The organism is Micromonospora sp. DT228, assembly GCF_049841595.1.
In the GTDB taxonomy this organism is placed as follows: domain Bacteria; phylum Actinomycetota; class Actinomycetes; order Mycobacteriales; family Micromonosporaceae; genus Micromonospora.
Genome location: NZ_JBNCKO010000020.1, coordinates 59,054 through 74,092, shown reverse-complemented (window position 1 = coordinate 74,092; position 15,039 = coordinate 59,054). Strand labels below are relative to the sequence as shown.

The window sequence follows — 15,039 nt, the reverse complement described above, 5'->3', positions numbered from 1 at the left end:
CGCCGCCGGGCGGAGCACGTGGTGGCCGCCGCTGCTGTGCGAGGTGATCTGTCGGGATCGACCTACCCGGGCGGCCGGCGCCGCGTTGCCGCGCGACCGCATCCATGCCGGATCTCGATGCGGGGCAGCCCCGGTGAGCAGAGGCGGCTTGTGGTCCTCTCCGCGTCGTTGGGGAGGACCCGCGCGAGATGGTTAAGGCTGTGGCCAGACGCGGACCCGGAATCGTTCGACGCCGATCGAGGGCTCGTCGGCGTACCAGGCGTCCTGCCCGTAGAGGGTGCGCAGCCGACGCCGGCCGGCGGCGTGGACATCCACGGCGTACGGCCCGGGTTTGCCGATCGGCAGGGGTGGGGTGAGCAGCCGCTCGTCCAGGGCGCTGATGCACAGCGTGCCGCTGGTGGAGCGCAGTTCGGCGCGGCCGTGGGCCTCCCATTCATCGGTCTCCGCTGGTGCGGGGCCGTCCCAGGCTTCGACTTCGACGTGGGCACGGTGGCCGCTGCTGATCTCGCTGAACAGGTGAATCTGCTCGGTGCCGGCCCAGCACAGGAGGCGGGCAGTGGTCTCGGGGTGGCCGAACACGTCGAAGTCCGCACCGATGATGGTGATCAGGCAGCGCTCAGGCATGGGGGTGGCGATAATGCTGCCCAGCAGGGTCGCCACGCAGACCTCCGGGAGCCGTGTCCACGATGTGCGGTGTGAGCCGGCGCAGCCGTGACGGGCCGGCCCACACCGAACGCTAGCGGACGGTCAGGGTAAGCGCTGTGCCTGGCTCTCGTGGGTTACGCCCGCACCGGTGCCGTCGGCACTGGCCACACCTGGGACGGCGCCGGTCCGGCGTACCTCACCAGCGCCGTCCGCGGCGGCACGCGCACCTGCACCATCACCCCGGTGAGCGGCGACGAACGGCCCGTCGACGTGCCGTCCTGGCCCAGCCGTGGCCCACACATCGGCGGCCGCCGGATCAACCCGTGGTTCTCCGGGCCGGCCCCGGTCTCCTGAACGGACAACGTCACATTCACGCAGGGGTGGGCCGTACCGTTGTATCCGCTGGTCGAGCAGTGGCTGGCGCTCCTGGCCGGAATTGTGCTGACCCTGGTGGGACTGGACCGGCTCGGCCTGTTCCGCCACACCTCCCGATACCCGTAACGAACGGCACCGCCGCCCACGCACGAGAAGCCGCCACGGAGGTCAGAGCCCGCTTGGGTGTCGGCAGTCACCGATGACGCCACCGCGGTGATGGCGTGCCGTCGTGACACAGGCCATCGAGCCGTCGCACAATCCGTGGCATGAGTGCCGACGAAATGCCGCCGCCGGTAATCCTGCGGGTGCAGCAGCCCACCGACCCGGTCGGCGCGGTCACCGAGGACGACGCGGCACGGCGAACGGCGGCGTACCCGAAGATCCGCGTCGGTGCCCCGCTGTTCGGCCACGCGGTGCAGGCAGACGGCGGGCGGTGGCAGGTGTACGCGGTCGTGTCGGACACGCCGCAGGCCGCGCGGGACGACCTCGCGCACCACCTGATGGAGCAGCTCGACGAGACCACCGACCCCCCGCTGGCTGCGGAGCTGACCACCGCGCTCGGCGTCCTGGACCGGGAGAAGGTAGATGAGGTGGTGATCACCGGCCGCGTACACCGCATCGTGCGGGTGGACACGTTCGCGCGGTTCGGCCCGGACGGGCCGGAACCGCCCCGACCCACCGACCTCGACCCCCGCGACGCCGAGGACAACGACAGCTTCCTCGCCCCAGAGATCGTCATCGACCCGGACGCGGCGACCGGCCTGAGTGAGGCGAGGCTGCGGGTGGAGCTGACGACCGCGCACTACCCCCGCGCCCAGGTGCCCGCCAACGTCTACGCCGACAGCGTCGCCGCCGTCGCCTCCCACCCGGTCGGGGTCATCCTGCCGACCCGCCACGCCGCCGCCGAATCCGTCGGTGGGTCGTGGCGGCCCTACAGTCGTGCGGTGGCCACACCGCAGCTGGCCCGCGACGAGATCGCCTTCGGCCTGCGCCACATGGAACCGCGCCTCCTGAGGCTGACCGACGACCAGACCGCCGCCTACCAACAAACCGCCGACACCCTCGATACCAAACCCGTCGACGACGTCACCGTGCTCGGGCGCCACTTCCGGGTCACCCGCATCGAAACCCTGCTGCGCATGGGCGCCAGCGGCCCGGAAATGCCCCGCCCGTCGGACCCCGACCCAGACCAGCCACCGGGCGCGGACCGCCAGCGCTAAGAAGGTCTTCGGGTGACCCGCCTTTCCAGCAGACAGGTTGGAACCGGCGGGCCGACCGGAGAGGAAACCCGGGTTCGGTGTCGTCGGAAAACCTCTCGATTCGAGCAACGGCTATCGACCACAATGTCACCGTGGAACGCGAACGCCTGGTGAAGTTGAGCAAACGGATGTCGAAGGCGCTCCGGCACGATCCCGACCGGGCCGGCCTGGTGCTCGATCCGGCAGGTTGGACTCCCGTCGACGCTCTACTCGCCGCCCTACGGATCGAGCGGGCCGAGCTGGACGCGGTCGTCGCCGGCAACGACAAGCAGCGGTTCGCTGTCGAGCGCGGCACCGACGGGGTGTTGCGGATCCGGGCCAACCAGGGCCACTCGGTCCCGGTGGACCTCGGGCTGCCCCCGGTGACCCCACCGGATCGGCTCTATCACGGCACCGGCGCCGGTGCGCTGGAGTCGATCAGGGCCACCGGGCTGCACCGCGGCGGCCGGCACCACGTCCATCTCTCCGCCGACACCGAGACCGCCCACCGGGTCGGCGCCCGACGGGCCGGCCGGGTCGTGATCCTCACCATCGACGCGGCGGCGATGGCCGCCGCCGGGCACGTGTTCCACCGCAGCGCCAACGGCGTCTGGCTCACCGACGCGGTCCCTGCCAGCTACCTGCTCGACTGAGCCCTGGCCTGGACTTCCCGCCAATCTTGACAAGGAGTTCCAAGAACCTTCCACACCAGGCGTCGACCGTCGAGCAGTCGAACAGGTCGGTTGAATACTCGACCACGCCACGCAGGCTGCCGGCGAATGGCGTGACGATCATCGCGAAGTCCCGGCGGGCGCATCTGAGCCCCTGGTCCGCCACCTCCACTGCGAGGCCGGGCAGCTCGACCCGGGGCATCCCGGGATTCATTCCGAACAGCATGGTGGCCACCGGCGGGGTGCCGGTGCGCCACTCCGGATCGACCGCGGCGTAGATCGCGGGCAGGGGTGCCGGCTGGTGCCGTATCGCGTCGAGGAACGCCTGTTCGGTGCCGGCCACCAGTTCGGTGAAGGACGCCGCGGTCGCCAGCGGTGGCCGCAGCAGCAAGGTGCTGGTGAACAGACCCACCACCGACTCGTAGGCCCGATCGTCGCGGTGGGCGTAGGGGATCGCGAGCACGACGTCGCTGCTGCCGGTCAGTTCGCGCATCAGGGACGCGTACGCCGCCGCCAGGACGGGGAAGATCGTGCTGCCGCGGGCGGCGGCGAAGCTTGTCAGCAGCTCCGTCAGGTCTGCGGGGATCTCGAAGGTGAACTCCTCGCCCTGGCCGGACAACCTGGCCGGCTGTGGCCGATCCGTAGGCAGCGACAGCGTCCGGGGAGCGCCGGCAAGCTGCCGTCGCCAGTACGCGAGCGCTCCCGGCGCCACCGGGGTGGCACGCTGTCGGCGCGCGTACTCCAGGTAGCTGGAGGCGGGCGGCGGGGGGACTGCTTCGCCGTTGCGCTCGGCGGCGTACCCGCGCCCCAGCTCGTCGAGGAGCTGGAGCATGGACCACCCGTCGCCGTGCAGGTGGTGCACGACGAGCATCAGCACCCAGGTCCCGTCGTCGACCCGGGCCAGCCGGGTCTGGAGCCAGCGATCGGCATCGTCGGGGAATGCCTCCCGTCCGACCCGGAGGCACCACTCGTCGAGCTGGTCACGGTGGAGGTCGGCCACGGGCAGACCCACGTGGCCGGCCGGCAGGACCTCCTGGGTCAGCTCGCCGGCGCGATCCACCAGACGGGTTCGCAGGCTCTCGTGCCGCGCGACGAGCCCGTCGACCGCACGTTCCAGAGCGGGCACGTCGAGCCGACCGGTGAGGTTCATCCGTACCGCCATGTGCACGGCGGCGGGATTGGGCGCCTGGCGCTGGCGGCGCCACATCAGCTCCTGCTGGTACGTCGCCGGCGCCCGGTCGAGGACCGCGGCGTCATCCGCCGGCGACAGGGCTGCCGCCATGTCGCGGATACCACGGCTGCGCAGCACATCATGGACGCCAACCGTGACCCCACCGAGCGCGGTCAGGTGGTTGGCCAGCCGCACGGCGGCGAGAGAGTGGCCACCCGCCGCCGCGAAGGGAACGTCCACCGACAGCTGGGGCAGCGCCAACTCGGCACACCAGGCGTCGTGGACGAGCTGTTCCTGGGTCGTGCGGGGTCGCTCGGCGACGGGTGCGCTGGGCGGCGCCGGCAGTCGGGCGGCATCCACCTTGCCGACGTCGGTGGTGGGCAGGGCCTCCAGCAGCACCCAGGCCGCCGGCATCAGGTACGCCGGGAGGCGCTCGGCCAGCAGGGTGGCCAGCGTCGCGGTCCGCGCCCCCGCCGGCTCGTCGCCCTCGGCCACCACGTACGCGGCCAGATAGGGATCGTCGCCCCGGTCGTGACGGGCGATCACCGTCGCCTGGCGCACGCCGGGCAACAGGGCCAGTTCCGCGGCCGCCTCACCGGGTTCCACCCGATGTCCGGCGATCTTGACCTGATCGTCCGTCCTGCCGACGAACTCGAGGGTGCCGTTCCCGCGCAGCCGGACAAGATCTCCGGTGCGGTACATCCGGTCACCGGGCCGGAGCGGGTCCGGCACAAACGCGGCCGCGGTGTCGGCCGGTCGTCCCCGGTAGCCCCGGGCCACTCCAGCGCCGCCGACACGGAGTTCCCCGACCGCCCCCGGTGGCACCGGCAGGCCGGCGGCGTCCAGCAGGTGCAGACTCCGGTTGTCCACCGGGGTGCCGATGTCGATCGGCCCGGTATCCGTCGGCGACACCGGGCCGGCCGTGCTCACGATGCTGCACTCGGTGGGGCCGTAGGCGTTGATCACCGCCGCCGGGAAGCCGACGGGTGGGCGACGCCGCAACTGGCTGCCGCCGACGACAAGGGCCCGGAGGGTGCTGGGCGGGGGGGTCGGCAGCGCGAAGATGAGCTCAGCCAGGGGCGCCGGCACCAGGGCGACGGTGACGCCGTGCCGGGACCACTCGGCGACCAGGGCCGCCGGGTCCGACCGGACCTCGGCCGGGACGAGGTGGACGGTGGCGCCGGCGGCGAGAGCCGGGTGGATCTCGGCGAGGTTCGCGTCGAAACCGAGCCCCATGCCGTGCGCCACCGTGTCGGCCTCGCTGAGCGCAAGTGCCCGCACGTGCCAGGACACCGTGTCCACGGCGGCCCGGTGCGGCACCAGGACCCCCTTGGGGCGGCCGGTGGAGCCCGAGGTGTACACGCACCAGGCCAGATGCTCTGGTGCGGGCATCCGCTCGGGTGGCGGCAGGTGCGGATCCACCGGCTCTTCCACCCGGACGTACGCCACGTCGGTCGGGTGGTCGACCTCGGCGGTGGTGAGCAGCAGTCGCGCGCCGCTGTCGGCCAGCAGGGCATTGACGCGGGCGATCGGCATCGCCGGATCGAGGGGCAGGAACGCGGCGCCGGCCATCAGGACGGCGAGTTGCGCGGCGACGAGTTCGGGCCGACGTGGCAGGAGCACCGCGACGATGTCGTCCTCCCCCACACCCGCGGCGGCGATCCGGCGGGCCAACAGCTCGGCTCGCCGGTGCAGCTCCCGGTATGTCCAATGGACCTGGCCGCCGATCACCGCGACGGCGTCAGGCGCGCGGGAAGCCTGCCGGACGAACGGGTCGTGCAACCGGTCTGCCAGCGGTTCGCGACGCGGCCCACGGAGCTGGCCGGTGGGCGTGTCCAGGCGCGTGGCCAGGTGGGACAGCCGGTCATCCGGCTGCTGCGTCGCCCGGTCGAGGACCCGGCGGAAGTAGTCGAGGAACCGCTGCACGGTCGCGCGGTCGAACACCTCGGTGCGGTACTCGACGTGGCAGCGCACGGTGTCCCGGTGGGACAGGTAGACGATCAGGTCGACCGGCGCCTTGTCCAGACCAATCCTGAGGGGCTCCGCCGTGACCCCGGGTAGTTCGAACGCGAAGGTCTCGTCGCCGCTCTCGTACTCGACGACGACGTCGAAGAGCGGGTGGTGCCCGACCTGCCGGTCCGGGGCGAGCGCGTGGACCAGGACGTCGAACGGGACGACGTGGTCGTACCCGTCGACCGCGCTGGCCTGGGTGCGGGCGACCAGTTCCCGGAACGTGGGGTCGCCGGTGAGGTCCAGTCGCAGCGGCAGGGTGTTGACGAAGAACCCGATCAGGTTCTCGGAACTCTCGTCCCGTCCGCTCGTGCCCGTGCCCACGAGCAGGTCAGGCTGGCCGCTGAACCGAAACAGCATCACCCCGAACGCGCTGAGCAACGTGCTGAAGACTGTCAGTCCCTCGGCCCGGCTGAATCGCCGGATCCGCTCGTGCAGGTCGGCGGGGAAGTCCACGAAGAGGCTGTCACCGGCAGCCGACGGAACGGCCGGTCGCTGCAGGTCGGAGGGCAGGACCAGGGTGGGCGGCAGGGGGTCGAGCTGGCTGAGCCAGTAGTCCAGATGCTTGTCGACCTCGTCGGCGGCGGCCCGCGCTCGGGCGAGTTCCGGATAGGTCACGGGCAGCGGGGGGAGATGCGGCGCACGGCCGGCGACGCGGGCCTGGTAGCAGGCCGACACCTCCCGGGTCAGCACGGCGTACGAGCCGCCGTCGGTGGCCAGGTGGTGGAACGACATCACCAGCACGTGATGCGTCGGGGAGAGGCGCAGCAGCTCGAATGCGAACACCGGGCCGTCGGTGAGATCGAACAGCCGTACGCTCGCCGCGGCCATCGCCGCCCGTACCACTGCCGCCTCGTCGGCTCCCGGGTGTTCCCGCACCGGGATGTCGACCTCCAGTGCCCGACGGATCATCTGGTGAGGCTCTCCGCCAATCTCGCGGTAGGTGGTCCGCAGCGGGGCGTGCCGGTCCACGACGTCCTGCACGGCGTCGCGGAGCGCAACCGGGTCCAGCGCGCCGCGCAGCCGTACCGCCGCACCCTCGGTGTACGCCGGGGTGCCCGGATGGATCTGTTCGGCCAACCACAACCGCCGCTGGCCCGGGGTGAGCGGCGCCATGTCGACGGCCTTGGTCCTGGTGCGGGAGCTCCGGCGGGGGGTGGCTCGGCGCAGCGTGTCGATGAGCGGCAGCCCGTCCCGGACAGCCTGCGCCGGCAGCCCGAAGTCGATGAAGCAGGCGATCTCGTCGGCACCCGCCGCGAGGATCTGATCCAGCACCGGCCGGCAGCTCTCCGGTGAGCCGATGAGCGCCCGCTGATCGCAGTACCGCTGGTAGGCCCGGGAGAGCACGAACCGGACGTCGTCGTCGGGGGTGTCGGCCAGGTCGACGTTCATTCCAAGGCTGTTGACCACCTGCCCGAGCAGGCTGAATGACGAGCGCAGGTACGCGCAGAACGGCTCGAACGCCGTGGCGCGGGCCCGCTCGGCGTTCTCGTCCAGGTACGTGTGCATCAGCACCACAACCCGTCCGGCATCGGGGTCGAGCCCATGCTCGGCGCGGGTGCGGCGATACAGTGCGATGTTCTCCGTCAGCCGCGTCACGTCCTGTGTCATCAAGTTGGTCACCACACCGAGACCGCGGCGGGCGGCCTCGCGGTAGCTGTCCGGATTGCCCACGATGGCGGTGAAGGTTGGCGGCTCGGCCTGCACCGGGCGAGGAAAGAGGCGCACGTCGATGTCATCACCCGTGCCGGAGCGGGCACGGACGGCCTCGCCGCGCCACAGCCGCCGCACGGTGTCCAGGTTCTCGTACATCACCTGCTTGTGCCGCGCGAAGTTGTCCGGGTAGAAGACGAAATCGTTGGCATGCCAGCCGGGTGCGCAGCCGAGTCCGATCCTGCCTCCCGAAAGCCGATCCACCATTGACCATTCCTCCGCGACCCGGATGGGATGGTGCAGCGGCAGCACCACCGACCCAGCGTTGATCCGCAACCGGCGGGTCCGCACCGCCAGGGCCGCGGCGAGCACGGAAGGATTGGGGAAGATCCCGCCGAACGAGTGGAAATGCCGCTCCGGCAACCACACGGCGTGGAAGCCGTGGGTGTCGGCGAACTCGGCGGCGTCCAGGATGACCTCGTACGAGTCGTCCCCGTCCTGCTCCGCGTAGTCGCCGAAAAAGTAGAGACTGAAGTCGACGGTGTCGGCCGCCTCGTCGGCCGGCCCGGCCGCCGCCCGGCGCGCGTCGATCGCCGGGCGCGGGAGCGGGACGAGTTGCGCCGGTGGCACGGGTCGGGTCGGTGGGGCAGGCGGGGCCGGTACCCCACCCCCGAGCAGAGCGAGTTGCTCCCGCATCAGATCGAGCTGGCGGTGTACGACAGCCACGAGATCGGCCGGCACCTCCCGGGCGCTGCCGCCGCCGCCCGCGGCCACCGGTTCGGGCGGCGGGGCTGCGGCAGCCGGCGGCACCGGTGGTGGCGTGACCGTCGAGCGCACGGGTGCCGGCTCTGCCGCCGCCGGTCCCGGCTCCTTCGCCTGCCTCGTCGACAGGCCGGGCGGCGCTGCCGCGACCGGTGGGGTCGCGGGCGAGGCACCGGCGACCACCGCCTCGGCGAGCCCACGGGGAGTGCCGACGGCACCGAACAGGTCGCGTACCGGAACCCGGACGCCGAAGACGTCGTTGATCTCCCGAGACATGGTCATCAGGAGCAGTGAATCGGCGCCGGCCTGCAGGAACGTCTGGTCCGGGTCGACCTCGGCCGCGTCCACGCCGAGCCGCTCGGCGGTCAGGGCCAGCACCCGTGTCAGCGCCGACTCGACAGCCGGGCCGGAGAGCTTCTCCAGCGCGGGCCCGGGCGGCGCGGCAGTCACCGGCGGGGACTCGATGTCCTCCGCTGCCGCGACGACGGCCACGGACGGCGTCGGATCCGCAGCCCCCGGAGACGGCAGCGGCGCGGACACCTCGGCCCAGAACCGCCGCCGTTGGAACGGGTAAGCCGGCAACGACGTGCCGCGGCCGCCACAGTCGGCGGTGATCGCGGCCCAGTCCACCCCGACGCCCGCGACGTGCAGCTCGGCAACGGCCTGCCAGAGTCCGTCGACCGGCGCCAGCTCCCTGCGCTGGGAGGGCACCCATCGCAACGGCGATCCGGAGCCCCGGGCGATCCCGGTCAGCACACCGTCCGCCCCCGCCTCCGCGACCGTCGTGACGCCCTGGTCGACGAGGGTCCTTACCGCTGCGTCGTACGCGACGGGCTGGCGGACCTGGCGGCACAGGTAGTCGCCGTCGGGCAGCCAGCCCGGTGGCCGCACCTGCCCGTCCACGGTGCTGACCACCGATACCCGGGTCGGCCGCACCGTCACCTCGTCGATCCCCCGCCGAAACGCGTCGAGCACCGGCTCCACGGCCGCCGAGTGGAACGCCCGATCCACCGGAAGCCGGCGAGTCACCGCCGCCAGCCGCTCGGCACGGCCGGTCAACGCGTCCACCGCCTCGGGTGACCCGGAGACGACGTACTGGCTCGGACCGTTGCGGGCGGCGACCTCCACCCCGGATCCGGCGAGCAGCTCCTCGACGACATCCGCGCCCGCCAGCACCGCCAGCATCGCGCCGGGCGGCAGGTCCTGCTGCATGAGTCGGCCGCGGTGGGTGGTGAGCGTGACAGCGTCGGCCAGTGACAGGGCGCCCGCGGCGACCAGGGCGGCGTACTCCCCCACGCTGTGCCCGAGGAGGTACTCGGGGTTCAGCCCCCACGTCCGCCACAGTTCCGTCAGCGCCACGCCGGTGATGACCAGGGCCGGTTGCGCCACCTCAGTCACCTGGGCGCTGGCGCCTGGTCGCTCCCGCAGCCGAGCGACAAGGTCGCCGCCGACCGCCCGCCGGTACGCCTCGGCGCCTTCGTCGAGCACCTCTCGGACCACCGGAAAGCGCTCGGCGAGGTCGAGGACGACCTCCCGAAGGTCCCCCTGGCCCGGGAAGGCGAACGCGACCGAGCTGGGCGCGTCCGCGCCGACCTGCCCGACCAGCACCCTGCCGGCCCTGCCGCCACTCAGGTACCCGTTCAGGGCGTCGGCCAGCGCGGCCGTGGAGCTGCCGCGGGCGACCAGGCGGTGTCGCAGGTGACGGCGCCCCCGCCCGGCGGTCGAGATGACGTCCGTCAGCGGCAGCCCCGGCTGGGACCGCAGCCGGTCGCGGTATCGGGCGGCGAGTTCGCGCAGCGCGTCGGGATCGGCCGCGGAGAGGGGCAGTAGTCCCGGCGCTGGGTGAACCCGGGTCTCACCGACCGGGGTGGGTGCCGCCTCCGGCGGCTGCTCGACAAGCAGGTGTGCGTTCGTGCCGCCTACCCCGAGCGCGCTCACCGCCGCCCGGCGCGGGTCGGAGGCCTCCGGCCAGGCCGTGCCGGTGGTGGCGATCGTGAAGGGCCCGCCGGGCCTGTCAATGGCCGGGTTCGGCCGGGTGAAGTTGATCTGCGGGGGGATCCGGGCGTCGCGGACGGTCATGATCGCCTTGATCAGCCCGGCCATGCCGGCGCAGCTGTCCAGGTGACCGATGTTGGCCTTGACCGAGCCGAGGAACGGTCGAGCGCCCGCGTAAACCTCGGAGAGGGCCTGGTGCTCCAACGGGTCGCCGAGGGCGGTGCCGGTGCCGTGCGCCTCGACGTAGCCGACTGACTCGGCCGGCACCGCTGCGGCACCCAGCGCCCGTCGGGCGACATCGACCTGGCCGGACACGCCGGGTGCGGTGAAGCCGACCTTGCCGGCACCGTCGTTGTTGACCGCCGAGCCGAGGATCACCGCGTGGATGCGATCCCCGTCGGCGAGGGCGCGATCGAGCGGTTTGAGGACGACCGCGGCGACACCGTTGCCCCCGACCGTTCCATCGGCGTCGGCGTCGAACGGCCGGCAGCGCCCGCGGGCCGACAGGATGGATCCCGGGTGGTACCGGTAGCCGGTCACCTGTGGCACGTGCAGCGCCACGGCCCCGGCGATCGCCAGATCCGCCTCGCCGTCGAGCAGAGCCCGCACCGCCAGGTGCACCGCGACCAGGGAGGTCGAGCAGGCGGTCTGCACGTTGATCGCCGGCCCGGTCAGCCCGAGGCGATAGGCGACCCGGGTGGCCAGGAAGTCGGGCTGATTGCCGAGCGCCGCGCCGATCGAGGCCACCGGATCGGCAGATCCGGCCAACTCCCCAAGCTGGTTTCGCAGGTAACTGTGATGCGGGTAGAGGTTCATCCCGCTGCCCGCGTAGACCGCGGTGCGAAGACCGGGGCCGTCGCCCGGGTGCCCGGCGTCCTCCAGCGCGTGGTGGCACGTCTCGAGGAACAGGCGATGCTGTGGGTCCAGCATCTGGGCCTCCCGGGCGGTGATGCCGAAGAAGCCCGCGTCGAAGCCGGTGATGTCGTCTAGAGTCCCGCTCGCCGCAACGAAGTCGGGTGCCATAGCAGTCTCCGGCGGAATCCCCGCCGCTATCAGCTCATCCGGGGTGAAGGACCTGATGCTCTCCACCCCGGCGAGCAGGTTGGCCCAGTACCGCTCGACGGTGTCGGCGCCCGGAAACCGGGCCGCCATGCCGACCACCGCCATGCGCCGGTCCCGCGTCGGCGCCCCGACCGGCTCCGGCGACCGTGGCGACGGGGCGGGGGCGGCGGCGAGGTGGGCGCTGAGCGCATGGACCGTCGGATGGGCGAAGAGCGTGGGTGCGGAGATTCGGCGGCCCAGCGCCTGTTCCAGACGTGACCGGAGCCGGACCATCTCGACCGATCCGACCCCGAGCTCGTAGAACGGCACGGCAGGGTCGACCAGACGGCCAGTCAAGTCGGCGAGAATGTCGGCCACTAGTGCCTGTACCTCAGCGCGACCGCGCGCGGCGGGCCGGCCATCGGCCGGGGCGATCGCGCCGTCGAGGGTAGGGCGCGCGCCGTCGTCGTGGCACGGCGTCGGAAACTCCCCGGCCAGAAAGCGCCGGCGCAGCGCCGCACGCTGGATCTTCCCGCCCGACGTACGCGGAAACTCCGCTGCCGGTACCGCGAGAACCTGGGCCAACATGACCTGCCAGCGCCGGGCCACCACCGCGGTGACGGCTCGGGCTACCTGCCCGACGGGCATGCCCCCGTCGGCGGGGACGTAGAAGATCACCAGCGATTCCGTGCCGGTCAGTGGTTCCGGTACGCCGACCGCGGCGACCAGCCCGTCGCGTACCCCGTCCACCCCGCCCACCACCCGCTCGACCTCGTGGCAGGGAAGCTTCTGTCCGTTGAGGACGATCAGGTCCTTGGTCCGTCCGGTGATCGCGATCTCCCCGTCGTGCATGAACGCGAGGTCGCCCGTGTCCAGCCAGTCGTCCCCGTGCGGGAAGGCGAGCCGGACCGTTTCCGGATCGTCAAGGTAACCGGCGGTGACCCGGGCTGACGCGAGCTGGAGGCAGCCGATGCGACCCTCGGGGAGTACCGCCCCGTCGTGATCGACGATCCGCACCGTGGCCCCCGGGGCCGGGCGCCCGACGGAGAGATACTCGGTGACGCTCTCCGAGGCATCCTCGCTGGCGGCCCATTGGACGTCACCACCCACACTGGCGGTGCGGATGCGGTGCCGAGCACCGGGTGCTCCGTAGGAGGCGTACGTGATCCCGGTGGCGGTTTCCGACATGCCCCAGGCCGGGCGCATCGCCGCCGCTGGCAACCCGGTCGCGGCCAGGAACGCCTCGAACGTCTCCGGCAGGCACTGCTCCCCACCGCTAACCATGCAGCGCACCGCGCGAAGGTCCCACTGCCGATCGGGCGCATCCGCGACGGCGTCGGCAAGCAGCCGCAATCCGAAGTTCGGCGCCCAGCCGTGCGTCACCCGGTGCCTGTCCATCAGATCCAGCCAGCGCAGCGGGTCGGCGAGCACCAGCTCGGTGGGGACGTGCACAGAGGTGGCGCCTAGGAAAACTCCGGCAACGTGGTAGAGCAGCAGGCCGGCGGAGTGGTCTAACGGCAGCCAGTTGAGCAGGACATCACTCGAGCCAATGTCGAGCATCGTGCGCGCGCCGATGGCGTTCTCGGCCAGCGCCCGGTGCGTCAGTGGCATGATCTTGGGCGTCCCGGTGCTGCCGGAGGAAAGTTGCAGGAGCGCCACCGCCGCCGGGTCGGCCACCGGAGGGTCCTGTCCCAGATCGCCACGAGCCCACCCCTGCCGACGCCCGCCTCCGGCCCCGAAGGTGGTCAGCTCAGGCACCGCCACGACCCGCTCCCGCACCGCCAGCCGGGCGAGCCCGTCAAGGTCGTCGGAGCCGCTGACGACGACAGGTTCCCCCAACTTCTTCCAGGCGTGTAAGAGGGCACCAGCCCCCGGCGCGTCCGGGTCATAACCGCTGAGGGCCCCGACGGTGAGCGGCACCATGCCCCCCAGCATGCAGCCGGCGAAGACGGGCCAGTATTCGGCGCCGGACGCGATGCGAAGAATGACGTACGAACCAGTTCCCATCCCGCATGCCCGCAGGCCGGCCAGTGCCGCCTCTCCCCTCGCCAGCAGCGTCGGATAATCGAGGAACTCCTCGCCCCCGTCCGCGTCCACCACCCGGATGCCAGAACCGGGGAAGTCCCGAGCCGCTCGAACGAGCGCGGCCCCGAGGGTGCGGGGGTGGTCGGCATCGTCGGGCACGTCCCCGCCGTAGCTGATGGCGGGACGTCGGGCGGGCGATGGTGAGTTCACGGGGCAACCTCGACTTTCTGCACGGCGGGTCGGCGCTGCGGGGGACGGGCGTGGATGACGAGGAACACGACGGCAGCGACGAGCGCCAGCCCGTGCGCAGCAGCGACCACCGGCAACGGGGGAAGCTGGTCGAGGGCGAATGCGGCGACGATCATGCCGAGGCCGAATCCGGCGTTCTGGAACGCTGCGGCCAGTCCGAACAGGTGGGCACGGCGAGACGGCTCGACGTTCTGCAGGCGGGTGGTGTAGCTGATCTCGGCGCAGCCGTCCGCCATGCCGGCCATGACCACCACGACGACCAGCAGCCACAGCGGGGGGCCGGTGAAGGCGAGGACGAACAGCACTGACATCGCGCAGGTGGCGAACCCGAAGACTGCCGGGGAGGTCAGGTCGATGTTCCGCTGACCGGACCACCGGGCGAACCAGCGGCCGACAACCAGGCTGCCAACCGCCCACGCCGTGGTGAACATCGCGGCGAAGAAGGCGGGCGCGCCAGGTCGGGTCAGATTCGCGTACACCGGCAGACCCACGTTGTGAGACGCGGAACCGAAGGCGTCGGTCGCCCGTAGCGTGATCATCGCCAGCACCACAGGGGCGATCCCTGCGAGAGCGCGCGAGAGGTGCGGGCCGCGGGGACGGCCCTCCGGTTGCCGCCGTGCGGGCGACGGTGCCGGACGCAACCTACCCACCCTGGTCATCAGCAGCGCAGAGAGAACGTAGGAGGCTGCGTCGATTAGAAACGCGGCGTGGTAGCCGAGCAGTGTGACCAGGATGCCCGAGGTGCCGAAACCGAGCAGCATCGCCGTAGAACGAGCGGTCACGAGATGCGCGTTGGCCCGGGCGAGCCCTTGGGATCCCACCAGTTCGGGCAGCCCCGTGCGCAGCGCGACCCCCCACTGGGTCTGGCCGGCGCCGAGCACAACGGCGAGCCCGTAGAGCACCGCAGGTTTCGCTCCAACCGGGACCACTACCAATAGCACGAGGGCGGTTGCCGAAAAGAGGTCGGCCGTGATCATCAGGCGGGTCCAGGCAAACCGGCCCAGGAGAACTCCGGAGATCGGCCCCATCAGGAACCCCGCAGCCAGGCGGACGGCCATCAACATCCCGGTGTGCACGGTGGAACCGGTGACGTCCAAGGTGAACAGCCCCAGCACCATCATGTTGAGGGAGCTGCCGTAGGTGGATGAGGCGTATGCGGAGATCACAACTGGTACGCGCACGTCATCCCATCCTTGTACCGGTG

At 71.8% G+C, this 15,039-nt stretch carries 6 protein-coding genes; 3 read left to right on the top strand and 3 right to left on the bottom strand.

What is annotated here, in order from left to right; genetic code table 11:
• Positions 1 to 192: 192 nt before the first annotated feature.
• Positions 193 to 660, bottom strand: coding sequence for a hypothetical protein (locus ACLQ29_RS30075; protein WP_425774788.1), 468 nt, complete (start codon positions 658 to 660; stop codon positions 193 to 195).
• A 114-nt stretch (positions 661 to 774) separates the two neighbouring features.
• Here ACLQ29_RS30075 and ACLQ29_RS30070 point away from each other — a divergent pair, with 114 nt between their 5' ends.
• The 3 genes from ACLQ29_RS30070 (at position 775) to ACLQ29_RS30060 (ending at position 2,911) form a co-directional block, all read left to right on the top strand.
• Positions 775 to 999, top strand: coding sequence for a hypothetical protein (locus ACLQ29_RS30070; protein ID WP_425774787.1), 225 nt, complete (start codon positions 775 to 777; stop codon positions 997 to 999).
• 287 nt (positions 1,000 to 1,286) lie between these two features.
• The gene (locus ACLQ29_RS30065) at positions 1,287 to 2,240 is read left to right on the top strand and encodes a DUF5954 family protein (RefSeq protein WP_425774786.1); all 954 of its coding nucleotides are present in this window, start codon (positions 1,287 to 1,289) and stop codon (positions 2,238 to 2,240) included.
• A gap of 167 nt (positions 2,241 to 2,407) precedes the next feature.
• Positions 2,408 to 2,911 (top strand): RNA 2'-phosphotransferase, encoded by a 504-nt coding sequence (locus ACLQ29_RS30060; protein WP_425774832.1) that lies wholly within the window; start codon positions 2,408 to 2,410, stop codon positions 2,909 to 2,911.
• Here ACLQ29_RS30060 and ACLQ29_RS30055 read toward each other — a convergent pair.
• Both ACLQ29_RS30055 and ACLQ29_RS30050 read right to left on the bottom strand, forming a co-directional pair.
• A complete protein-coding gene (locus ACLQ29_RS30055; RefSeq protein ID WP_425774785.1) occupies positions 2,874 to 13,796 on the bottom strand; it encodes an amino acid adenylation domain-containing protein in 10,923 nt (3,640 codons plus the stop codon). The genes ACLQ29_RS30060 and ACLQ29_RS30055 overlap by 38 nt on opposite strands.
• The gene (locus ACLQ29_RS30050) at positions 13,793 to 15,001 is read right to left on the bottom strand and encodes an MFS transporter (RefSeq protein WP_425774784.1); all 1,209 of its coding nucleotides are present in this window, start codon (positions 14,999 to 15,001) and stop codon (positions 13,793 to 13,795) included. Before ACLQ29_RS30050 ends, ACLQ29_RS30055 begins: the two co-directional genes overlap by 4 nt.
• Positions 15,002 to 15,039: the final 38 nt, after the last annotated feature.

What these genes read in the sequence shown, in the direction of transcription:
- ACLQ29_RS30065 (WP_425774786.1), top strand. Translation starts at nt 1,287, where the DNA reads ATGAGTGCCGACGAAATGCCGCCGCCGGTAATCCTGCGGGTGCAGCAG.
- ACLQ29_RS30060 (WP_425774832.1), top strand. Translation starts at nt 2,408, where the DNA reads ATGTCGAAGGCGCTCCGGCACGATCCCGACCGGGCCGGCCTGGTGCTC.